Origin of the sequence: Prevotella sp. OH937_COT-195 (genome assembly GCF_003932845.1) — a bacterium.
Classification (GTDB): domain Bacteria; phylum Bacteroidota; class Bacteroidia; order Bacteroidales; family Bacteroidaceae; genus Prevotella.
Window position 1 is genome coordinate 64,882 of the sequence record NZ_RQZH01000008.1, and the last position, 22,961, is coordinate 87,842.

At 42.2% G+C, this 22,961-nt stretch carries 15 protein-coding genes and 1 pseudogene; 10 read left to right on the top strand and 6 right to left on the bottom strand.

From position 1 onward, the window contains the following. Positions 1-27: 27 nt before the first annotated feature. Positions 28-1,377 carry a Na(+)-translocating NADH-quinone reductase subunit A gene (locus EII32_RS04990; RefSeq protein WP_125234343.1) on the bottom strand — a complete coding sequence of 450 codons (1,350 nt, stop codon included), beginning with the start codon at positions 1,375-1,377 and terminating at the stop codon, positions 28-30. Positions 1,378-1,569: 192 nt separating this feature from the next. On the opposite strand from EII32_RS04990, the gene EII32_RS04995 reads away from it, so the two are divergent. Then, positions 1,570-5,958: a translocation/assembly module TamB domain-containing protein gene (locus tag EII32_RS04995; RefSeq protein WP_158611129.1), complete on the top strand. Its 4,389-nt coding sequence runs from the start codon at positions 1,570-1,572 to the stop codon at positions 5,956-5,958. A 28-nt stretch (positions 5,959-5,986) separates the two neighbouring features. Here the strand turns inward: EII32_RS04995 and EII32_RS05000 are convergent, their stop codons facing one another. Genes EII32_RS05000 through EII32_RS05020 form a run of 5 tightly spaced genes read right to left on the bottom strand, consistent with a single transcriptional unit; the run spans position 5,987 to position 11,773 of the window. Then, positions 5,987-8,569 (bottom strand): DUF5686 family protein, encoded by a 2,583-nt coding sequence (locus EII32_RS05000; protein WP_125234345.1) that lies wholly within the window; start codon positions 8,567-8,569, stop codon positions 5,987-5,989. 30 nt (positions 8,570-8,599) lie between these two features. Continuing rightward, the gene (locus EII32_RS05005) at positions 8,600-9,298 is read right to left on the bottom strand and encodes an HAD family hydrolase (RefSeq protein ID WP_125234346.1); all 699 of its coding nucleotides are present in this window, start codon (positions 9,296-9,298) and stop codon (positions 8,600-8,602) included. Then, entirely contained in the window at positions 9,295-10,227 is a 933-nt protein-coding gene (locus EII32_RS05010) for a CDP-alcohol phosphatidyltransferase family protein (RefSeq protein ID WP_125234347.1), read from the bottom strand. The genes EII32_RS05005 and EII32_RS05010 overlap by 4 nt, the downstream gene beginning before the upstream one ends. Before the next feature lie 39 nt (positions 10,228-10,266). After that, positions 10,267-11,055, bottom strand: coding sequence for a hypothetical protein (locus EII32_RS05015; protein WP_125234348.1), 789 nt, complete (start codon positions 11,053-11,055; stop codon positions 10,267-10,269). Position 11,056: 1 nt separating this feature from the next. After that, complete coding sequence (locus EII32_RS05020) at positions 11,057-11,773, bottom strand: NDP-sugar synthase (protein WP_125234349.1); 717 nt, start codon at positions 11,771-11,773, stop codon at positions 11,057-11,059. A 373-nt stretch (positions 11,774-12,146) separates the two neighbouring features. Between EII32_RS05020 and uvrB the strand changes: the two genes are divergently transcribed. The 9 genes and pseudogenes from uvrB to EII32_RS05065 all read left to right on the top strand — a co-directional run bounded on the left by uvrB (position 12,147) and on the right by EII32_RS05065 (position 22,798). Continuing rightward, positions 12,147-14,180, top strand: a complete 2,034-nt coding sequence (gene uvrB / locus EII32_RS05025) for an excinuclease ABC subunit UvrB (RefSeq protein WP_125234350.1) — start codon at positions 12,147-12,149, stop codon at positions 14,178-14,180. Between the two features lie 143 nt (positions 14,181-14,323). Further along, positions 14,324-14,578, top strand: coding sequence for a hypothetical protein (locus EII32_RS05030; protein WP_233582307.1), 255 nt, complete (start codon positions 14,324-14,326; stop codon positions 14,576-14,578). After that, on the top strand, positions 14,579-16,912 hold the full coding sequence (locus EII32_RS05035) for a putative porin (protein WP_125234351.1): 2,334 nt from the start codon (positions 14,579-14,581) through the stop codon (positions 16,910-16,912). It begins immediately after the preceding gene. A gap of 203 nt (positions 16,913-17,115) precedes the next feature. Further along, positions 17,116-17,742 (top strand): TetR/AcrR family transcriptional regulator, encoded by a 627-nt coding sequence (locus EII32_RS05040; protein WP_125234352.1) that lies wholly within the window; start codon positions 17,116-17,118, stop codon positions 17,740-17,742. A 7-nt stretch (positions 17,743-17,749) separates the two neighbouring features. After that, positions 17,750-18,888 (top strand): annotated as a pseudogene (locus EII32_RS05045) (StlD/DarB family beta-ketosynthase). 246 nt (positions 18,889-19,134) lie between these two features. Further along, positions 19,135-19,395 carry a hypothetical protein gene (locus tag EII32_RS05050; protein WP_125234353.1) on the top strand — a complete coding sequence of 87 codons (261 nt, stop codon included), beginning with the start codon at positions 19,135-19,137 and terminating at the stop codon, positions 19,393-19,395. 74 nt (positions 19,396-19,469) lie between these two features. Then, complete coding sequence (locus EII32_RS05055; RefSeq protein WP_125234354.1) at positions 19,470-20,189, top strand: 4Fe-4S cluster-binding domain-containing protein; 720 nt, start codon at positions 19,470-19,472, stop codon at positions 20,187-20,189. Between the two features lie 43 nt (positions 20,190-20,232). After that, positions 20,233-20,811 (top strand): SPASM domain-containing protein, encoded by a 579-nt coding sequence (locus EII32_RS05060; RefSeq protein WP_125234355.1) that lies wholly within the window; start codon positions 20,233-20,235, stop codon positions 20,809-20,811. A gap of 217 nt (positions 20,812-21,028) precedes the next feature. Continuing rightward, positions 21,029-22,798, top strand: a complete 1,770-nt coding sequence (locus tag EII32_RS05065) for a TonB-dependent receptor plug domain-containing protein (protein WP_158611130.1) — start codon at positions 21,029-21,031, stop codon at positions 22,796-22,798. Positions 22,799-22,961 lie beyond the last annotated feature (163 nt).

Here is a 22,961-nt window from a genome sequence, read left to right on the forward strand (position 1 = left end):
TTTATTTTTCACTATTTAATGTTTTTCTCAAGCGTTCTCCTTGCGCAACATGTCAAGACCTTCACGGACAATCTTCTGCAACTCAAGTTTTGAACTGTCTATAAACTCTGCAAGGGCAAAGTCTTCCGGTGCGACTTCGTATATGCCGAGTTGTTCCATACGGTCTATGTCGCCTGCAAGTATTGCTTTTATCAGATATTCGCCATAAATATCCATTGGCAACACAGAGTCGTATTCGCCACTCATTATCATTCTGCGCTCGCCGCCTTTCACACGGCAATCCGCATCGTATTCTTTCTTTCCGAACAACCATGAGAAATAACTCCTGTTCTTGGAGAATTGGTTTATTCTCGGCATTATCCACCCGAACATCTCGTCTGCGTCGTCTCCTTCCGGTATTATTGTTATTTCGCTTGCATCAGCACCGAGAAAATCATTCATTGTTATCTGTTTCCCGGTGAGTACGTTACCTCCTATGATACGTGGCTTTTTGTCATTACATACGTTATCGGATAAAATATCTGCGACACTTGCTCCTATAACTGCCTTGACGTATTGCGGATTTTTGACCATGCTTCCTACCACTGCCACCGCACGAGTTAGGTCAACATGCCCTGTGTTGAACAAGCGACCGAAGAATACTGCGACCATGGGATCTACGGTCCAAACCACCTCGCCCTTGTTTACCGGAGAAAGGTGATTAACTTGCACACCGACATTGCCTGCCGGACATGGTCCGTCAAATACATTTATATCGACATCCTTGGCGTTTGTAAGTGCCATTGACGACTGATTGATACCTATACCAAGGTACGTCTTTGCTATTTTAGACAATGCAGTCAGCCCCGTTTGAAAATCCTTTTCATTGTCTTTAAGTTCAAATTCGAAATCTGCCGACAACGGTTTGTCTCTCAATGCACTAACAAATATTGCCTTCGGTTTCTGCGAGGGGTTCGCAGATACGGCATAAGGCAGTTGATTGATATATCCGAACAGTCCTGCATCAAGGAGTTTGCCTATAACAGCATCGCTGTCAATTTTCGAAACATCCTGCCTGCCAAAGTCGGCATATTCCTGTTCTTTACCGGCTTTTATTTTAACGGCAAGCACTTTGCGACGCTCTCCACGGACAATCGTTTCCACCGTACCGCTTACAGGTGCCGAGAATTTCACTTCCAGATAGTGCTTATTGACAAACAAAGGGTCTCCCGCCTTTACGGTATCTCCTTCCTTGACAACGACTTTTGGGGTAACACCGGCAAAACTATCGGGCAGGAGAGCAAAGTTTCCGTTCCATTTCACCTCGACAAGTTTTTCTTGTGCCTTACCCTTAAGGTTTATGTCTAAACCCTTTCGCAACTTAATTACATTTGCCATGAGTTTATATTATATATAGTAGTATTTATTATACGCATGTCAATAAATTGACTGCAAAAATAATGTTTTTTTTTCTTTCATGTATTAAAAATAAATTATAAATTGCCCGAGTGCCGACTTTTTCTTGTAATTTTGCACCAACAAAACACCAATCACCCGATGTTTTGCAACGTACGGGTAGCAAGTTTGATAATGAGGGGACTCCGAAAAACAATAAACATAACACTCTGGACTTTGGTTGCCGCATACTTTGCAGCCATCGTTGCACTGAAACTTCCGCCGGTACAAAACATGATTGGCAGATGGATCAGCGATGCCGTAAGCAACAAAATAAATTCAAAAGTCGAGATTGGCAACATCAATTTGGGTTTCTTCAACAGAGTCATAATTGACAATGTTAAGATATACGACCAAGAAGACAGTCTTATGATAGCATCTTCACGCTTGTCGGTAAGCATTGACCTACTGAAAGCTGTCAAAGGCAACGTCTCCATTTCCTCGGCACAAGTTTTCGGACTTCGAGCATATCTAAGTAAAAAAAACAATGATGCACCATTCAATTTTCAGTTTGCACTCGACTCTCTCGCATCAAAAGATAAACAGGAAGAAACAGAATTGAACCTGCACATTGGGTCGTTGATTATAAGAAACGGGCTCGTATGTTATGATCAAAAAGACTATCCTACAAATACCGAAAAATTCTCACACAAGCATCTCAGAGTATCTGACATAAGTTCGCACATCATACTAAACAAAATAACGCAAGACTCCATAAATATTAATATTAAGAAATTGTCGTTAAAGGAAAAGTCGGGCATCAAAATATCAAACCTTTCGTTAGAGGCCATGGTAACGAAAAACAATGCCGTAATCAAACAGTTTGATTTGAAAATGCCCAACTCACACATCGTTTTGGAAGAGACAAAGGCAAGATATAAAACAGACGGCAAAACATCTATATTTAAAACACTTGACTTTAACACTACGGTTGGAAAATCATATATATCACCCGCCGATGTTGCTGCATTCTTGCCAAACTTCAGTTCGGCAGTAAGTCCCATAGATTTTTCAATGAAAATAAACGGGCATGGCGAGAATATATTCATCAAAAGCCTTGCAATAAAAGACCGTGGAGGTGAAATGAGTCTTTTTGCCAACGGATACATATACGACATATCTTCGCTAAAAGAATGGTTGGCTGACATAAAATATTTCAGGATAAACAAAAACTATATCGAAAATTTTGCCAAGATGTTGAAAGGAGGAAACTTCGCATTGCCAAAATTTCTTGACGGATTGGGAGATTTCGGTTACACAGGTACTGTTTTAAATCGGAACAACAAAACATCGGTAAAGGGAAAACTGACATCAAACATTGGCAATGTTGCGATAAACGGTTCATACGGAAACGATGATTTTGCCGCCAAGATAAGAACAGATGGTTTCGACATTGGGAAATTGTCTGCAAATAATGATTTGGGAGAAATAAGCACATCCATTGACATAAAAGGGAAAATGCGCAAGGGGAAAACACCCGACATCATCGCAAAAGGAAACTTCAGTCAGATATTTTTTAAGGGATACAAATATCGTAACATCGAAATTGACGGGAGAATGATATCCGATATATTCAACGGGAAATTATCGATCGATGACCCTAATGTCTCGCTTTATGTAGAAGGCGAACTTTCTCGCAGTCATGCCACAGACATAACATTAAACATAAAAAACATAAACCCGAATGCCTTGGGGCTTACGGAAAAATGGAAAGGTACAACTTTCTGCGGCAAACTAAAAGGAGATTTTCATGGAAGTTCATTGGATGATGCCGTCGGGAATTTAAGTATTGAAGACTTCAAAATGTCAAACAATACCGACAGTGTATTCAAATTAAACAACATAACCTTATCGTGCGGTGGCAAACCAACAGACAGACACCTGCGACTTTACGGAGATTTCGGGCATGTTTCATTAGACGGACAATACAAAGTGTCTTCCCTTCCATACGTAATAGCAAAAATTGTGAAATCAAGACTGCCGTCAATGCCCGGACTGTCAAAAACAAATATGAGAAACACCGATTGTTTTACCATCGATGCCAAAATATCCGATGCGTCTATATTGCGGAAATTCATGAATTTCCCAATAATGACACGACAGCCGATAATCATAGAAGGAAACATAAACCAGACCGAAGAACATGCAGACATTACGTTGACAGCAAAAGACATACTCTACAGTGACGCTCCGTATAAGAATATTTATTTGAACATATCTACATCAAAAGACGAGGCTCTGAATACAAATATCTCGATAGACAAAGTAATGGCAAACGGTCACACAATAGCACTCGGGGTTACCTCGTCGGCAATAAACGACAGGATGATTTCTTCCATAAGTTGGGACAACAACGGAAAAAAGCGTTTTTCAGGAAGCCTAAACACCGATGCCACGTTTACAGAAAACGAGAATGGGAAAGCAACTGCAGACATAGATATTCTGCATTCAAACATCATTGTCGGAGATACGGTATGGAACATAACGCCTTCAAACATAAAATATTCAAACGACAGACTCGCCATAAACAATTTCTCGGTAAACCACGGCAGACAACATATAAATATAGATGGAACCGCAACACGATCGAAGAATGACTCAATAATGGTAAGTTTGCAAGACGTAAACGTAAAATATGTTCTTGACATGCTGAATTTCCATTCTGTCGATTTTGACGGATATGCCTCGGGAAGAGCGAAGATGTCTTCATTGTTCGGACAACCGGAATTGCATGGGGATATTAGTGTCAGGAATTTCATCTTTGAAGAAGGACACATTGGAACTTTGCAGGCTTTCTTTGAATACGACAATGCAGCAAAACAGATAAATATAAATGCACGGGCAGACGACGGACCATTATGCAGAACAATAATAGGCGGATATGTTTCGCCGGCAAGGAAAGAACTGGATCTCAACATCAAAGCAATCGGAACAAGTGCCGAGTTCATGGAAGGATTATGCAGCAGTTTCCTTGACAACGTAAGAGCTGCGGTTAACGGAGACGTGCACATATTCGGTCCGTTAAAGGCCATAAACATCGAAGGCAACATTAATGTTGACGGAGAGATAAAACTGCCGGCTCTGAACACAAATTACGCCTTGCGTAACTGCAATATTGTGATGCGCCCAAACATTCTCATATTCGAGAACGATACTATTACCGACCGAGACGGCAACATGGCAGAAGTCAACGGAACGGTAAGGCATCAAAATCTTTCAAAATGGACATACGACCTTGGCATCAAAGCCGAAAACCTGCTGTCTTACGACTTCCACGACTTCGGTGAGAACACATTCTTCGGGACAGTCTATGCCACCGGAACATGCAACATACACGGGAAAAACGGAGAAACGGTATTCGACATTGACATTACACCACAACGCGGAACATTCTTCGAATATAATGCTGCGGCACCTGAAGCCATATCGAATACCGACTTCATCGAATGGGCAGAACGTGATTCCGACAAGCAAAAGGAAGAGGAAGAAAGCAAGAAGAAAAAAAACAATAACAATTTCCGTTCGGATTTGAAAATGAATTTCCGAATAAATGCAACTACCGATGCTGCCTTGAAACTGCTTATGGACAAGAATACCGGAGACATGATTACCTTATATGGTAATGGGAATCTACGTGCCATATACCACAACAAAGCAGGTTTCAACATGTATGGCAATTACGAGATAAGTCACGGAACATACGGCATGACAATACAAAATGTCATAAAGAAAGACTTTACATTCAAAAGCGGAGGCTCGATAGTGTTCGGTGGAGACCCATACAACGCAGCAATAAACATGAAAGCAAAATACACGGTAAACGGAGTTCCTCTTTCAGATTTGCACATCGGTCGCAGTTTCGCCAACAACAATGTACGAGTGGATTGTATAATGAATATCACGGGAACTCCTAATGTTCCGCGTATCGATTTCGATTTCGACATGCCGACAGTTAACGAAGATGCAAACCAAATGGTACGTTCGCTTATCAACAGCGAAGAGGAACTTAACCAACAAGTAATCTACCTGTTGTCCATAGGACGATTTTACTCGCAGGCAAACTCTGCATCATTAAACAGCCAGCAAAGTCAGACATCGCTCGCAATGCAAAGCCTGCTCAGCGGAACAATAACACAGCAGATAAACTCGGTGCTTAGCAATGTCGTCAACAATTCGAACTGGAATTTCGGTGCAAACATAAGTACCGGAGACGAAGGTTTCAACAATGCCGAATATGAGGGAACACTATCGGGACGACTTCTCAACAACCGGTTGCTTATAAACGGGCAGTTCGGATACCGAGACAACGAAAATGCCACAACTTCGTTCATCGGAGATTTCGACATTCATTACCTCCTCGTTCCCAATGGCAATATCGCAGTACGCATATACAATCAAACCAACGACCGGTATTTCACGCGCAACAGCCTTACCACACAAGGAGTGGGACTTGTCTTGCAAAAGGACTTCACCACCTTGTCCGACCTTTTCGGAATAAAGAAAAGGAAAGACAAGAAGAAATAAGTAAAGTGCCAAACCGGCAGTAGTGACATCAGAACGTCATTCTCAACATAAATCTTATTCCGTGCTTATGTGCCGTAGGAAGTTCGAGGTAAGTTAGTCTTCTAACGTATTCTATGTGCAACAACTTGAATATGTTATGTATTCCGGCAACCACTTCTATGTATGGTTTGTTTTTATCCATCACCGATACGCCTTCCGGAAAATACATCAGTCCCGCGTCTCCGGCATTTTTCGCGAGCAATGGATTATTTTTGTCGGTCAATGTTCCCCACAGACAATTTACCCCGAGAAACTCTCTCCATTTCAGTTTGTTGAGTAACGGAATACGATTAAACAACTTTCCTTTCATGTCCCAAGACATGGTCAGCGAGGCATAACGGTCATTGAGAAACTCCATATTATTAATAAGGTTGAAAGTCTCGTCCTGTACGATGTACGAAAGATTGGCCGCAGGTGCTATGAGCAGTGGGAAAGGTACTTTGTTCCATTGCACTCCTCCTTTAATACGTAAGTCTATCTTACCCCAACTATTCAGCCAAAAGCGTTTAAAAATTGTCGCCTCGGAGAAATTATACGCATATTCTCCACCGAGGAAACCCTTCATTCCAATGGTGTGCGCCAGCGTGAATACAGGTGCGTTAAGATTTACCGGCACCCTGCGTTGCTTGGTGTTGATAAATGTTTCGCCCGGTGCCAACTTTATACCAAAGGTAAGTTCGGTAGTACGAATTTTCCCATGACCGTGGAAAGTTTCCGTTTCATTCGGGTCGGGAAATTGTCGGGCAAGGTTCATCGGAGTGAAAAACAAGTTGGCAGTAGCCTCATTCTCCTCCGTCTTCAATGCGGCATTAAGTTTCAGCCCGCCTTCGAACTCATATTCAAAAGCAAGTTGCTGTCTGTTGTAGAACATCATCTTATCTACCTTGCTCCATTTGAATGCCGTAAAAACATTATCCTTGTCGGTGTTTATAAATTTATCGCTTGGTGCGCATACGTCGTATGTACTCGAGAAAGAAAGTGTCCTCCGCGGATATTCCCTCGGCAAGTATTCCTTTTTGTTGAAACTGTATGTAAGTTCTCCCTTGTAATAATTCTTCTTGCTTTTCCACCCATGTGCATAGTATCCCGAAACAAACCAATGTTTGGACAGATTTGCCGTAGTCTGCGCACTTGCTCTTGTACGTAATCCATCTACGAAATTCTTAGTTATCATTGTGTTAATCGGTCCGATATCCACCTTGCTCGGATGTTCACTATCGCCCGTCTCAACAAAATTCTCTATCAATGCCTTTGCTCCGAATATTATGAACTTGAAACCTTTCATGCTTTCCAGTCCTTTCACGAAATCACCCATGGAACTTTCGCTTTTTGTAAGTTCCACCGCACGGTATTGCTCCCAGAAAGCCTTGTCTCGCATCATTGCGTCGGCTTCGTGCCTCACTTTGCTTTTTCCTTTGAACAGTTTCTTCGGTATCTCATTGAATGAATAGTCGCCAAGTCGCGTTGTTCTCATAACTACGGCTTTCGAAAGGAATTTGGTAAGCGAGAGTTCCACGAACATGTCGTCAACCGATAAAACCCATTCGCCATTGGGTAGTTTGCTGTATTCCTGAACTATCTGCAAATCATCGACGAAATTTACGTCGCTCTTCTTTGGTATGGAGAGATTGCATTTCTTCACATGCAGCGTAGAATCGGCAATGATGTAAAGTTCTCCTCGGAAACCAAAATCCTGCTGGTTGTTTGGCAGAAACTGTAAATGATAGCACAAATCATTTGCCACATAAACGGTGTCTTCTATATAGAAACGATAGAAAGCAACTGCATTTTTTCCTATGGGAGACGTAAAAGGATGTCGCAACAATCTCACTTGGTCATCATATATATCAACATCCGTAAAAACGTCTTTCAGTACAGTGTTCAAGATGTCTCCCGTTTCTATAAGATCGTTTATGCCGGTGGAGTTTTGTCCGATTATTATATCCCTCTCCGAGCGTGGCGACTTTCTGTAAACCTTCTTCGTCACGGTCTCGTCAACGCTTATGGGCAGTATCAATTTTCCCGTGTAAGGACTTGGCTCCACTTGGTTGAGAAGCCATTTTTTCTTTTGGAAGAACTCACTTTCCAACTCGGCAGGCTTAAGGTCGTTGAAAGCGAGCGTTATCTTCTGATATTTATTATACTGATAAAAGTCATGATTGGCCAAGTCTGTCCGTTTCTTTGCCTCAACCACTCTTTTCATCAACTCCACCGCCGGATTGTTTTTTCGTGAATACTTTTTGCGCTTTGCCTTTACCGTGACACCTTCCAATACATGCGCTTCCGAAGGTTCGAGCTTTATCACGAGATTACCCACCGTAGTGTTTTTTATCAGCATTTTCTTCGGTTTATATCCTACGGCACTGAACGTCAGCGTCCACCCTGCGCACTTTGCGATGCTGAATCTGCCGCCGGCATCGCTCGACACCATAACTCTGTGTCCTTTGTATATTGCGCTTGCGTATGGTATGCTGTCACCCGTAGACGCATCTATTATTCTGCCCGATATATTTTGTGCATGCGATACTATTGCCACAAGCATCACCAACATCAATATTAATATTTTCTTCATTCTTTCCCTCTTTGTTATCCTGTTTTCAATTTACAATATTTCATCGAGCCTGCTGATTACCCTGTCGGGAACAGTCTCGTCATACTCTTCGTCAGTCCAGCCAAATCCCTTTATCCACACCGTTCGGCATCCCAGACTTTTGGCAGGTAAAATATCCTTGTAATAACTGTCGCCAACTACCGTAACATCTGAGGCAGGCAGCCCCAAAGCCTCTATACCGAGTGCAAAAATGCGCGTATTGGGTTTGCGAATACCAACTACGGCACTCTCAATTACCGAATTGAAGAAACTTTCCAAGCCAAACTCACGGAGTACCGTAGATATGTTTCCGTAAAAATTACTTACCAATACCATTGGGTATTCCGGCTTCAACGCCTCAAGCACCTTAGTGCTTTCCGCCACGACATTACACACTTCGTCATACAGAAATTCGAGCATCTCCGAGTGCTTTTTCACAAACATTTCTTCTGAAACATTCCAATATCCTTCCGTCATCAGGTATTCCATCTCGATGCGCAGTTTCGTGTCAAGAGTCCTACGGAACGTGAACGAAGGTTTTATTATCGGATTTCGTCCCAAAATGCGTTCTGCATGAACGTATGCTTCGCGGAATTGCCGCTCGTTGACAGGTATTCCGCATAGCTCATAACCTTTCCACAGCACCCTTCCCCAATGGTCGCCGCGAGTGTCTATCGTACCACCGTAATCGAATATATATCCTTTTGTCATAGCCTTTCGGTAATATACGCACACAGAGCCTCATGACGTTTGTGCATGTAAATATACAATATGTTAAGCACGATGATTTCCACAAGCAGATAGACCCACGGACAATCAAGCAGGCATGTGGCATACAGCGTTATCGCCCTGACGTTGAACGTGAGAATGTTTGCATATTTCATCAGCGGACGACTCCCGTTGACAAACTTATCCTTAAGTTCCGCCGGCATTCTTTCCGCATCTCCGTGCTTTTGCATTAAAACATTCATCATCTTTTGGAAGTTCGGTGTACGTTTCTCCTGACTTTTGCAGTAATTGGCATAATTGTAGTAAAACAGCCGTGCAAAAATCATGTTCTTGGGTTGTTGCTCATAAACAGCGCGTTGTTGTTTGTAGTTGTCAAGTTCGCTGTTTTCCTTTCCTTTTATGAAAAAAAGGTGTATCTGGCGGTAGTAATCGGCAAGCGAACTTTGTGGCGAATGGCTCATTATGCCGGCAACAAAGGCGAGCAACCATATCCATATATGCCATTTCACGTCGGTTCCGGGTATGTATTGATTAAACATACGGATACATATTGCAGCATATATTCCGAAAAACCAGATGTCACCGGAGAAACCGTCGAGAACCCTGCCCAAAAGGGTTTTCTTACCGGTCAGCCGTGCCATCTGCCCGTCGGTACTGTCACAGAAATTGGCAAACATAAGCAGCAGCACACCGATTATATTGTGTTGCAGATCGGTATATCCGAACATCACTCCGGCACCGATGCCGAGGAATATCGACAATACGGTAATAACGTTAGGATGTATGCCCAACTTATTCCATAAAATAGCAAACACAAGTCCTATGGGGCGGGTAAAATAAACATCTATCCACTCCTCTGTATCTTTGCTCTTTAATGATGCCCGAAGCATCTCATTGAATGATTTTCCCATGAAAAAGTTGATTTTCTGTGATACCCGTCAATTCGTTTATTATAAACCCGCGAGTGAAGCAATGGCTTTGGCGGCATCATGCCGGCATCGTGAAAAACTGGGCCAGTCATTAAAGTCAATTATTGCGAAAGTACCGTCGTTACGCACTATACAATCGCCTCCATAAACTTGAAGTCCGACCATGCTCGCAAGCCTGCCGGCATTTTCCTTCAACAATGCACGGTCAAAACAATGATGTGCCGCCGTACCGTTACGATTTTCATCTCCGAACTTGCTGTCGCCATCGTCCGTAGGATAGAAACAACGAAAAAAAGGAGTATCCGCAACGCCGTAGAACTTAATCAAATCGCCCTTGACATGGGCAGTGACAACTACGTCAGAGATTCCTCTTTCCCTAAAAACTGCGAGGATATTGTCACGTTCTGCCTTGTTTTCGGCAAAGAGCACGTCTTCTTTCTGTCGTGCAGCACCGTCCCCTCGCTTCAACCAATATCCGTAATTCCCTTCCAATGGTGCAGTGGGAATGGCGTTTTCTCGCATAATCCGCTCAACGATGGAACGTTTTGAGTTTCGCATTCCAAGACTGCTGTTTATCACTTTCCTACCTTCGTCTTCTTTTCTGTCAAGCCATTCTATTATATGCGAACTGCGCCCCATAGAGAATATTACGTCTGCGTCGGCATCATCTTTGAGCAAATCTTCCCGTACATAAGAAACGTCTGCCCCGTATTTCAACAACTCGTTCCCTACGGTCTCAAGGATTTTCCTGTCTTTCTCTACGCAATTCGGCGAATAAATTTCCGCCCGAAATATCATCAGCACCCTCATATCAACAGTTTTGTCGAAGGAATTCCACGGCTTTCCGTATATCCTCCGTATGGTCTATGTCAAGCACTTTCGTAAAAGCATGAGCCTTTATATTAAAACCTTCGGCAACAAGTGCGCGCTGGAAATTACGCATGCGGCTTACGCCTTGTTCCATGCAACGTCGTGCCACGTCTTTGGCTTTCGTTCCAAGTCCGTATATCCCGGCACTCACATATCGGCAATCGCCACGCTCGTCGTGAAATCCCGTTATGCACATCGAGTCGTCAACAGAAACATAAAGTGGTTTCTCGTCATCTACATAACTTGTTACGGGAAAACAACCATCGGCATTACTGTTCTCGAAAAAAGATACAAACCGTGCAAACTCGCTCTCGCGGAAAACGGTATCCACCGTAGTCAATACGAATTTCCCGTCTTGCAACAGCGTGCAGAGTTCGTTAAAACTGTGAAGACTGCTCGGAGTAGATTTAACCATATATTGCAAAGGCACACTCCGCTCTCCAAGCCCGTTTCTGCAAATATCGTCAAGATGTTGTCCGACTGTACTGTCTATGCCGTTACATATAACGGCAATCTCCTCTGCATCGTTATCCATAAAAATGCGAAGAAGTCTGTCTATGAGCCGCTCTCCGCCGACACTAACCAAAGGTTTGGGTTCTGTAACGCCTTCATTTGCAAGCCTTGCACCCTCGCCTGCCGCAATTATAGCATATCTCATATACCTATTGAATCCTACAATATATTTCAGATTTGCAAAGTTATCAATAATCTGTTTAAGGATAAAACTATTTAATATATTTTTGTTTTTCGTTATTATTATTACGAGAAATAGCCCAAAATACATTCTGTTTCAACACAAATAGTGTGTACGAAAAAACATTTTTAAAGGGTTGATGCAGGACGCACCAACCCGGAAAATTGATTTCGACAATCCCGAAATCGCAAATAAAGATGTGGCAAATATACAACAATTTATTTAGAAATGCAAAATTTTTAATGAAAAAATTGTTATTTTTAACATTTCGACTAGTCTAAGAGTTTATCATTTTGAAACATTTGTCGTTACGCGGAAATTTATGTAATTTTGCGGTATGGATTTCAAACTGACATCGCAATACGAACCTACCGGCGACCAACCGGAGGCAATAAGCCAACTGACGGCCGGACTGAAACGTGGCGACAAGGCGCAAGTGCTGCTCGGGGTTACGGGGTCGGGCAAGACGTTTACCGTGGCAAACGTCATAGCGAACGTGCAACGCCCTACCCTCATCCTCAGTCACAACAAGACATTGGCCGCACAGTTGTATCAGGAGATGAAAAGTTTCTTCCCCGGGAATGCGGTGGAATACTATGTCAGTTACTACGATTACTACCAGCCGGAGGCATATCTTCCACAAACCGACACTTATATAGAGAAAGACCTCGCCATAAACGAAGAAATAGACCGCCTGCGCCTGTCTGCGGTATCATCGCTGCTATCGGGCAGAAAGGATGTGGTGGTGGTGTCGTCGGTGTCGTGCATATACGGAATGGGAGGTCCCGTGGCAATGGCAAACAGCGTGATAACGATAAGGAAAGGACAGCGATTGGATCGCAACATGTTCCTAAGACAACTGGTCGATGCTCTATACCTGAGGAACGACATCGAACTGAAACGAGGCAATTTCCGTGTCAGGGGAGACACGGTTGATGTTTTCATGGCATACAGTGACAACCTGCTGCGCGTCTCATGGTGGGACGACGAGATTGACGACATAGAAGAACTCGACTCCGTTACATATCACAGCATGGCGAAGTTTGAGGAATATCAGATTTATCCGGCAAACCTGTTCGTAACGTCGAAGGAACAAACCGCGTCGGCAATACGCATGATTCAGGACGACCTCATGGAACGAGTGGAGTTCTTTAACGATGTGGGCGATACGTTGAAGGCACAAAGGATAAAGGAACGGGTGGAGTATGACATGGAGATGATAAAGGAACTCGGACATTGTTCGGGCATAGAGAATTATAGTCGTTACTTCGATGGCAGACTGGCGGGAGAACGACCTTACTGCTTGTTCGATTTCTTCCCGGACGACTTTCTGCTCGTTATTGACGAGAGCCATGTGAGCGTACCGCAAATAAGCGCGATGTACGGCGGAGACCGTGCCCGCAAAACAAACCTCGTGGAATATGGTTTTCGCCTACCGGCTGCGTTCGATAACCGTCCGCTCAAATTCGAGGAGTTCCAAGAGATGACAAAACAAGTGATATACGTCTCCGCAACGCCTGCCGACTTCGAACTGAAAGAGGCGGGCGGAGTTGTGGTGGAACAGGTAATACGACCAACGGGACTGCTCGATCCGGAAATCGAGGTACGCCCGAGCGAGAACCAGATAGACGACCTGCTCGGCGAAATAGTGGAACGATGCGAACGAAACGAACGGATACTCGTTACAACGCTTACAAAACGAATGGCGGAAGAACTTACGGAGTATCTGCTGAACAACGGCGTGAGAGCCAACTATATACACAGCGACATTGCCACACTCGACAGGGTAAAGATAATGACCGACCTGCGACAGGGAGCATTCGATGTTCTGGTCGGGGTAAACCTGTTGCGCGAAGGACTCGATCTGCCGGAAGTGTCGCTCGTAGCAATACTCGATGCCGACAAAGAGGGCTTTCTGCGCTCGCACCGTTCGCTTACGCAGACGGCAGGCCGTGCGGCACGAAACATAAACGGAAAAGTTATAATGTATGCCGATACCATCACGAGGAGCATGAGACAAACTATTGACGAGACACTGCGACGACGCACCAAGCAGTTGAAATATAACGAGGAACACGGAATTACACCAAAGCAGATAGTGAAAGCCGTTGACAGAAACTCGTTCGTGAAACACAGTGTGGAAGATGCAGTGAAGTCATCTAAGGAAAAGAGATACAAACCATACATAGAAAAAGATGGAATGGAGATGGTTGCCGACCCGATAATGCAGAAGATGAGCCGGAAGCAGATAGAAAAGAGCATAGCCAACACAACCGCTCTAATGAAAAAGGCTGCAAAAGAACTCGATTTCTTACAAGCCGCACAGTATCGAGACGAGATTATAAGATTGAAAGGACTGTTGAACGATTAACGACAACAGAAATAATATCGCACGAACTTCAAGGTATAAAAAATATGTAAAAAAACAATCGAAACGACAAATAACCGACTTTATTTGCTACCTTTGTCGGTAGAAAATGATTATACAGCAATAAATATTAACAATGTAACGGAATGGATAATAACGAAAATATAACTAACGAGGGACAAGAACAATTGGCAAAACGCACAATCCGTCGCACGCATCGCAAGGAAAAAGACCCTGACAGATATTTCGTGCTGCGCAACTGGCTGAACACCTTTTTCATACTGGGAGCCATAGTAGGTATGTGCATATACTTTTTCGCAGACCGAGACACAGGCACATACATAGTGCTTGGATCGATGGTGCTGAAATTTGTCGAATGTATTTTCCGCTTGATGAAATAGATGAACAAAACTCTTATTATTATCTTGGCACTGACTGCGGTGACAACAGCCGGCTTGGCGCAGAACGATTTTACGTCGATAAACGAAGACGGAGAAATAACAATGCCGGGGCAAACGAGAAACAAGACAGACTCGCTCGGAAACAGACACAAGGAAATTCCGAAAGGATTGTGGGTGTGGACCATAGACGAACGCTTCGGTGACAGGCTGGCTGCTGTGCCGGACACCATGCACCACATGTATATGAACTCTGTGTTCAATACCGGACTGCGAGGCGAATACAACAGTCTCGGAAATCTCGGAGCACCACGGCAGAACCGCATATTTGCCGACCGCAACGAACAAGAACAGTTCATTTTCATGCTGCCATACGATTATTTCTTCAAACAACCGTTGCAGTTCCACTTCACACGAACATTGTCACCGATAACAAACGTGTCATTCAACTCTGCCGGAGACAGAACCGACGGAGAAGATCACATCAAGGCTTTGTTCGCAGTAAATGCAGGGAAAGAACTCGGCATAGGCTTCAAACTGGACTATCTTTACGGCAGAGGATACTATCAGAACCAAAGCGCGAGCCATATAAATTACACTATGTACGGCTCGTATATCGGAGAACGCTATCAGGCACACGTACTACTTTCGACAAATCACGAGAAAGTGGCAGAAAACGGAGGTATAACGGACGACAGATACATAACAAATCCGGAAATATTCGATGATAATTTCCTTACCAACGAAATACCAACGGTACTATCGAAGAACTGGAACCGGAACGACAACCAGCATGTATTCTTATCGCATCGATACAACATCGGATTCAGTCGTAAGGTGCCGATGACAGAAGAAGAAATCAAGGCAAAGAAATTCGCAATGGCTTCAAAGAAAGAGAACGAGGCAGAAAAGGAAAAAGAGAAACAAAGGAAAAAGGCAAAACGAGAGGGACGAGACTTCAACGAGGACGAATACGACAATAATGAGACATTCTCGGGAAGGCCTGACAATGCAAAGATTGTAGGAAAGCAGCCCAAAGACAGCATAAACGTAAACCACTCGGAACGAATTAAAATAACGAGCAAGGCTGTGGCAGACAGCCTGATTGCGATAGAAAAAAAGAAAGAAGAAGAAAATAAATGGCTGAAAAACGAGTATGTGCCGGTAACAAGTTTCATACATACAATGAAATTTGACAAATTCCGACGCATATTCCAATCATACGAAACACCAAAAGACTATTACGCCGAAGACCACTATGGTACGGAGTTGGCACAAGGCGATTCCATATACGACAAAACGAACCATTACGAACTTAAAAATACATTCGCGATAGCACTGCTCGAAGGTTTCAACAAATGGGCAAAAGCAGGACTGAAAGCCTTTGCCACGTCAGACCTGCGGCACTTCACACTGCCTGACGACAAGGGAGGAATTACGACATACAACGAACATACGCTAAGCATAGGAGGACAGTTGAGCAAAACCTCGGGACGGGCATTCCACTATGACGTGACGGCAGAGACATGGCTCGTGGGCGAGGACGCGGGGCAAATGAAAATAGACGCAACGGCCGATGTGAATTTCGCACTGCTCGGCGACACGGTGAGACTCGCGGCAAACGCATACATCCACAGGCTAAACCCGACGTTCTACTACCGGCACTACCACTCACGAAGACATTGGTGGGACAACGACAACATGGCAAAAGAGATAAGGACACGAATAGAGGGACGCTTCACGCTGAAGAAAACACGCACAATGTTGCGCGTGGCAGCCGAAACCATTAAAAACCATACTTATTTAGGACAGAAATATAACATAACGGATAAATTCCTGCGCACGGGGAACAGCATTGCCGTGAGACAGCACGGAGGTAACATCAGCCTGCTAACGGCACAACTGGCACAGGATTTCCGCTTGGGACTGTTAAACTGGGAGACAGTGCTGACATATCAGAAGTCGAGCAATGCAGACGTGTTGCCGGTGCCGACACTGAACTTATACACAAACCTATACCTGAAATTCAAGATTGCAAAAGTGCTTAGTTGCGAACTCGGTGCAGACATGCGGTATTTTACCAAGTACTACGCGCCGGACTACAGTCCATCGATGGGGCAGTTTACAATACAGGAAAACGGCGGACAACGTGTGCAAACAGGCAACTACCCCATAATAAACGTTTATGCCAACATGCACCTGAAACACACACGCTTCTTCGTGATGATGAGTCATGTGAATGCCGGATCGGGCAACCGAAACTATTTTCTCACACCCCACTATCCGCTCAACGAACGAGTGTTGAGATTGGGATTATCGTGGAATTTCTTCAATTAGAAAAACTCGGGCAGGGTATAATATCTCTGCCTGAGTCTTCCAAAATATAAAAATTACTCACCCACTTTATTGGGAAAAAGAGAAAAATATTCTTTTTTAAAGAAAAAGCCTCCGAAAATTTGGCAGATTGAAATATTTTGCGTGTTATTGCACCGAAAGTGGCAGAACGAACGTTCTGTTTTTAAATTTAACGTTATGGACTTATGGAAAATCAGACAGATAAAGAAAACATGAGCAAAAGGGATATCATCCTGAACGAATCGTTCAGACTATTCCTGAAAAAAGGATATGCAGCAGTATCCTTTTCAGACTTAGTGGAAGTGACCAATGTCTCTCGCGGCAACATGTTCCATCATTTCAAGAATAAAGAGGACATATTCCATCATGCCGTTGATAGATTTGTATTTGAGTTTCTCAGTGATAATGGGCATGACCTCCCTGATACCACAAGCCTGACACCATTAAAGGATTTCATTGACAGCCGTGTGGAAAACATCGGCCGCCGTATGAAATCATTTTTTATGATGACAAAAGGGACTGTCACTTCTGCCAATTTCATGTCATTCATACTGTACCTGAAAGACAATTACCCGAATTGGAAAGAGAAGTTTCAGGAATATGAGGACAGGAAAAACAATGAATGGCGTGAGGTGATAGAGCTTGCCAAACAGAAAGGAGAGATTACCCAAACTGTGGAAACAGAAAAGATTATATCTTCCATTAGGAACATCTATCTTGGATTATCGTACAGAAGTGCTTTGAGTAGCCAGCTTTCTATTTCAGAGTTGAAAGAGCAGATATGCACAATATATAATTTAATAACCAAATAATCTTCTGATGGAAAAATCGGTATATATCAATGGCGTGTCGGCATATCTTCCTAATTCTCCCATTGCCAATGAGGATATGGAGGACTATATCGGGAAAATTGGCGGAAATCCTTCAAGAGTCCGTTCCATTGTCCTTAGACAAAATGGTATCAAGACGAGGTATTACGGGTTGGACAAAAGCCAAAACCTAACACACTCGAATGCAGAGTTGGCAAAGGAAGCCGTGTGTGGGCTGTTTGAAAACAGAAACATTCCTGACGATCTGACCCTTTTGGCTTGCGGCACAAGTACACCCGACCAACTGCTTCCGTCCCATGCGTCGATGGTACATGGAGAGTTGGGCAACTTCCCTATGGAAATTTTCTCGTCGGCAGGTGTATGTCTGACTTCATTGCAGGCATTGAAAATATGCTACAGCAATATACTTGCAGGACTGCATCAAAAGCCGTATGCGTAGCATCAGAATTGACCTCACCTGCGTTGGCAGCCAAGTTTTATGACCCTGAGTATGAAGTTACACACGACAATCCTGACAAAGACCCTTACATGGCTTTTGAGAAGGATTTTATGCGGTTCATGCTTTCTGATGGGGCGGGATCAGTTTTGCTGCAAGACCATCCAGAAGGAACATGCCCACTCAAAATCGAATGGGTTGATATGACCTCCTATGCCAACGAACTTCCCACCTGTATGTTCATGGCGTCAGAGCTACAGGAGGACGGACGGCTCAAAAGCTGGAAAGAGTTTTCTCCGGATGAGATTAAGGAACGTGCCGTGCTTGTTGGCAAACAGGACATTCGGCAGTTAAAGAAGTACATTATCAAGTATTGGGTCGACCATATCGAAGCCGTGCTTGGCAAGCATCATGTAAAAGCGCAGGAGATAGACTATGTGATACCTCATGTGTCTTCAATGTTCTTCTACGACAAACTGAATGAGGAAATAGTCTCTCGTGGAATAGCCCTGACAAAAGAAAAATGGTTTACAAATCTGACCTCTGTCGGAAATATCGGTTCAGCTGCCATTTATGTCGGATTGGAAGAATTCATTAGGACAAAGGAAATAAAGCAAGGAGAGAAAATTCTGCTTCTTGTACCTGAGAGTGGTAGGTTCTCATATGGAACGGCATTACTTACTGCTGAGTAAGTAGAAACCAACTTATTGCTCTCTTGCAAGGATGTAATAAGATTTTGTATGAGACGTATTAGTAATTAAATTTTAAGAAGCAATTAGAGTTTTTAAACACAAACTTAGTCGTTTGGAAGCTGTAATCGAACTATAAGATTGATTACAGTGCAGCAATATCCTTACCGATTGAATCGAGAAGCTGTATGAATAAAGGACATGATTAAAATTAAATATTTCTGATAAGTAATAATAAGAAAAAGAAGGATGGAAACTATAAATTTTATGAGCCTTGAGAAAGATGTTTTGGAAATCCTTGACAACAATCATATGATTGCTGTTAGAGGAGGAACTGAAGATAGGCAAGAATTTAATGATCAAAAAACTTGTTCCGCAAAAAATAACGGGAAAGATTGCACTGTCGTTAATAATTCAAAAACTTGCGTGTTAATCAATAACTCCCAAGAAACATGTTCTTTGGTCAATACAAATAAAACTTGTACTGTTATAACGGAACCTAAAGTATAAATTAATACCATGTCGTATGCAAGTGTTTTTCTTGCATACGACATAAATTTTAGTAGAAATGAGAATGTGAGAAAATGAAAAAGAATTTTTACCAATTAAATACAAAAGTGGATAAAGACTATTATCTTCATATAAATTTTATGAATAACAGCCATATTATTTTGAACCATGAATTGCATGAGATGTATGCAAATGCAGATAATATGGAAGTTTTAAAAATAAAAAACCAAATGCTTTATAACTCCCTTGTAGAGCATGGATTTGTTATCGATGAAGATTTTGACGAGTTATCTTATATTGAGTTTGAAAAGAAAAAATCAAAATTTGACAATTCTTTATATCACATTGTAGTTAATCCAACATTAGATTGTAATTTATCTTGCTGGTATTGTTACGAGAAGAAGCAAAAGAAAAGCGCAATACATAATGATGTTATTGAAGGCATAAAAAAAAACATAATTGTACATAATGAGCGATCGCCTTTCAGAGTTTTAAAGTTGTCATTCTTTGGAGGTGAACCTTTCCTTCAATTTGATGCCATAAAAAATCTAACGGACTTTGCTTCTGACTTTTGTGAAAAAAACAAGAAATCTTTCATTTTAGACTTTACAACAAACGGAAGTTTAATAAAAAGAAGTCAGTTGGAAACCATCTCGCATTTTCCATGTGTATTTCAAATAACATTAGACGGCAACAGAAAACAGCATAACAAAATCAAGTTTACAAAAGACAGAAAGTTAGATACTTACCAACTTACGGTCAATAATATAAAAAAAAATATTAGAAATAATTGACAACTGTTTCGTTGCAGTAAGAATAAATTTTGACGCACAGACATTGAATAATTTTGATGATATCCTCGGAGATATTAAAGATCTTGATAGAAAACGCGTTAAAATAATCCTAAAAAGAATTTGGCAAGTAAATGACAAAGTTATAAACAAAGAAATTCTTTTAGACACAATACAGAAACTTTTTGACAATAATTTCATTGTGGATTATTATACTCAAGGAGGGGTGTGTTTCGCTGAAATGCTCAACGAAGCTGTTGTAAATTATGATGGGAAAGTTTTTAAATGTACGACAATAGATGAGTTTGACGAACATAATTCTTATGGATATCTTGATACAGAAACAGGTGAAATCATATGGAACAAAAAAATATCTACAATAGGATATGACTTAACAAAGGATAAATGCAAGAAATGCAAACTTTATCCAAGCTGCTTAGGACCATGCACCCTCCATCTAATGAATGGTGATGATGCTTGCTTTATTGAAACGCTCAATCTGTCATTAGCAGAATACCTGATGTTCTTGTACAAGAACGAAATGATAGGAAAAAATATTTTTTTTGTTGATATCTGTATCTGCCTTTTCTCAATACTGTGTGCAGGGAAAAGTAACAGACGATAAAGGAAGCGTCATAAATGGAGTGCAAATATATCTTTATCGAAACGGAGAACTTGCAGCATTGGCACATTCGGATACCGATGGAGAATATCTCACAGGCAAAGTTCCATAGGGAAAATATCACATAGTAGCCGGTTGCGTGGGACTCACAAGCAAGGAAGATTCTATTACGATAGATAAAGATGTCACTATGAATTTCACTCTCGAAACAAGGAGTATTATGCTCGATAACGTTGTTGTCAAGGGGAGAAGCAGCCGTGCCATATCAAAGGGGCATATATTCTATCTTTCAAAAAAAGCGAAGGAAAGTGGAAACCCTTTTATCGCCTTGCAGGAAATACCACTACTATACAGTGACCCTGTAAGTGAAAGCGTGCGCTCTTCCGACGGACAGTCGATGATGGTACTCATTGACGGTATGCGAGTGAACTCCGGTATAAGTCCCATTGATCCGTCACGCATAAAGTCTGTGGAGATAATAGACGTAGTGGGAGCAAAGTATATGAGACAAGGAATAAAGCGTATAATGAACATAAAATTGAAGAAAACATCGTTATACACCTATGCACAACTATCAACACGTGCTGACTATCCTGAGAAATCCGGTTTTGTAATGCCAAAGTTTGAGATTGGCAACAGCCGCATGTCACTATACGGCGATGCTTCTTTCGGTATAGGTCACAGCAGGAAAGAGAATAGTTACAAACTCATAGCACCAAAGCTCGTAAAAGAATACTCTGGAGAGTCAAGAGAAAAAAACTATGACTATGACTATTCTTTGATGACGAAATGGCATATTACAGAAAAAGACTATCTTGCTGCATATATTCAAGGAAACGCAAGCAAGGAAACAAATGGAAATATATCATTTGGCGAACAGAACAAACACAGAATCACACGTGACAATACGTCTGACTATCGCTCACATCTGTTTTCTGCAACGGCATATTATAAGCATCTATTTTCTAAGAACGAGGAAATGGAGGCGTATGCAGTGTATTCCGACAATCGTGCAGACAACACAAACAGTTTGGAAGAGAATGTAAGTGGAAATGGAGGCGTGAATACTCAGAAATATAACAACGACCGCAAACTGATGACATTCACACTGGACTATTCCAAAGACTTCGACAACGACGGAAGTCTAAATATAGGAAACGAAACGCAATACTCTTATGACAGGATTGAGAACACCGGCATAGGAAATTATCTTTTCGGACACCACCGACTGAATGAGTTTGTATTTGCAGGATACAGCGGAATGCTGGCACGAAAACTAACATACGATGCCACGTTAGGAATGGAGTATGTATCTATGAAATCCGACAGTATTTCTCATCATTATTTCAAACCGAGATTGTCACTTGGCATGTACTACAACATAACAAACAGCATGAGTACAAGAATTAGTTACACATACAGTAACACACCACCCTCTGTTGCCATGCTTAACCCATACAATACGTCTGCCGACACACTTCTTGTCAGTCATGGAAATCCGTTCCTTATGCCGTCAAAGACACACTCCTTTGGTTGGAACGCGTCATATTTCAGAGGTGGAATAGGGCTCGGCACAAGCATTTCATACGGAATGTCAAGCGATATTATCGAACCCGTTCACTTTGTAAAAGACAATGGTGTACTACTGACAACATATTATAACATGGGGCGTTTCCGCTCATTGCAGTTGAAATACAACATGTCATGGCGTGTAAAAGGATTTTTCTTTTTGATGGACATGGCTTACAATGTAAATTACTACACAACAGTGGGGGCAAAAAAACATTTCACAGGCATGTTGATATTGAGCAAGAAATGGGGAAAGTTCGAGGCGCGAACCACTTTCTCCTATCAGAATTACATAAACACCGAATTCTCAAGGACGAAGAATTACAACCCGGAAAGCAATCTCATATTCTCATACAGTTTCACCCCCCGACATTTTACTGTCAATAGGATGCACAAGTTTCATAGGCAATCCGAGAAGTAAGACCACAGTAAGCACCGGCTCATACAGGAGCTTTACACATTCAACAAAAAAGACATTCACGCCATGGATATTGTTCAGGTGGAGCATAAGAAAGAACGACAAGAAAAAAAATGAACTTGAAAACGACATAATACGAGACCATGAGAACAAGATAAAACTGTAA

Coding starts and splice junctions, on each gene's coding strand:
- EII32_RS05040 (WP_125234352.1), top strand. CDS start 17,116: ATGGAAAATCAGACAGATAAAGAAAACATGAGCAAAAGGGATATCATC.
- EII32_RS04990 (WP_125234343.1), bottom strand. CDS start 1,377: ATGGCAAATGTAATTAAGTTGCGAAAGGGTTTAGACATAAACCTTAAG.
- EII32_RS05020 (WP_125234349.1), bottom strand. CDS start 11,773: ATGAGATATGCTATAATTGCGGCAGGCGAGGGTGCAAGGCTTGCAAAT.
- EII32_RS05000 (WP_125234345.1), bottom strand. CDS start 8,569: ATGAAGAAAATATTAATATTGATGTTGGTGATGCTTGTGGCAATAGTA.
- EII32_RS05030 (WP_233582307.1), top strand. CDS start 14,324: ATGGATAATAACGAAAATATAACTAACGAGGGACAAGAACAATTGGCA.
- EII32_RS05035 (WP_125234351.1), top strand. CDS start 14,579: ATGAACAAAACTCTTATTATTATCTTGGCACTGACTGCGGTGACAACA.
- uvrB (WP_125234350.1), top strand. CDS start 12,147: ATGGATTTCAAACTGACATCGCAATACGAACCTACCGGCGACCAACCG.
- EII32_RS05010 (WP_125234347.1), bottom strand. CDS start 10,227: ATGGGAAAATCATTCAATGAGATGCTTCGGGCATCATTAAAGAGCAAA.
- EII32_RS05015 (WP_125234348.1), bottom strand. CDS start 11,055: ATGAGGGTGCTGATGATATTTCGGGCGGAAATTTATTCGCCGAATTGC.
- EII32_RS04995 (WP_158611129.1), top strand. CDS start 1,570: ATGAGGGGACTCCGAAAAACAATAAACATAACACTCTGGACTTTGGTT.
- EII32_RS05065 (WP_158611130.1), top strand. CDS start 21,029: ATGCTCGATAACGTTGTTGTCAAGGGGAGAAGCAGCCGTGCCATATCA.
- EII32_RS05055 (WP_125234354.1), top strand. CDS start 19,470: ATGAAAAAGAATTTTTACCAATTAAATACAAAAGTGGATAAAGACTAT.
- EII32_RS05005 (WP_125234346.1), bottom strand. CDS start 9,298: ATGACAAAAGGATATATATTCGATTACGGTGGTACGATAGACACTCGC.
- EII32_RS05050 (WP_125234353.1), top strand. CDS start 19,135: ATGGAAACTATAAATTTTATGAGCCTTGAGAAAGATGTTTTGGAAATC.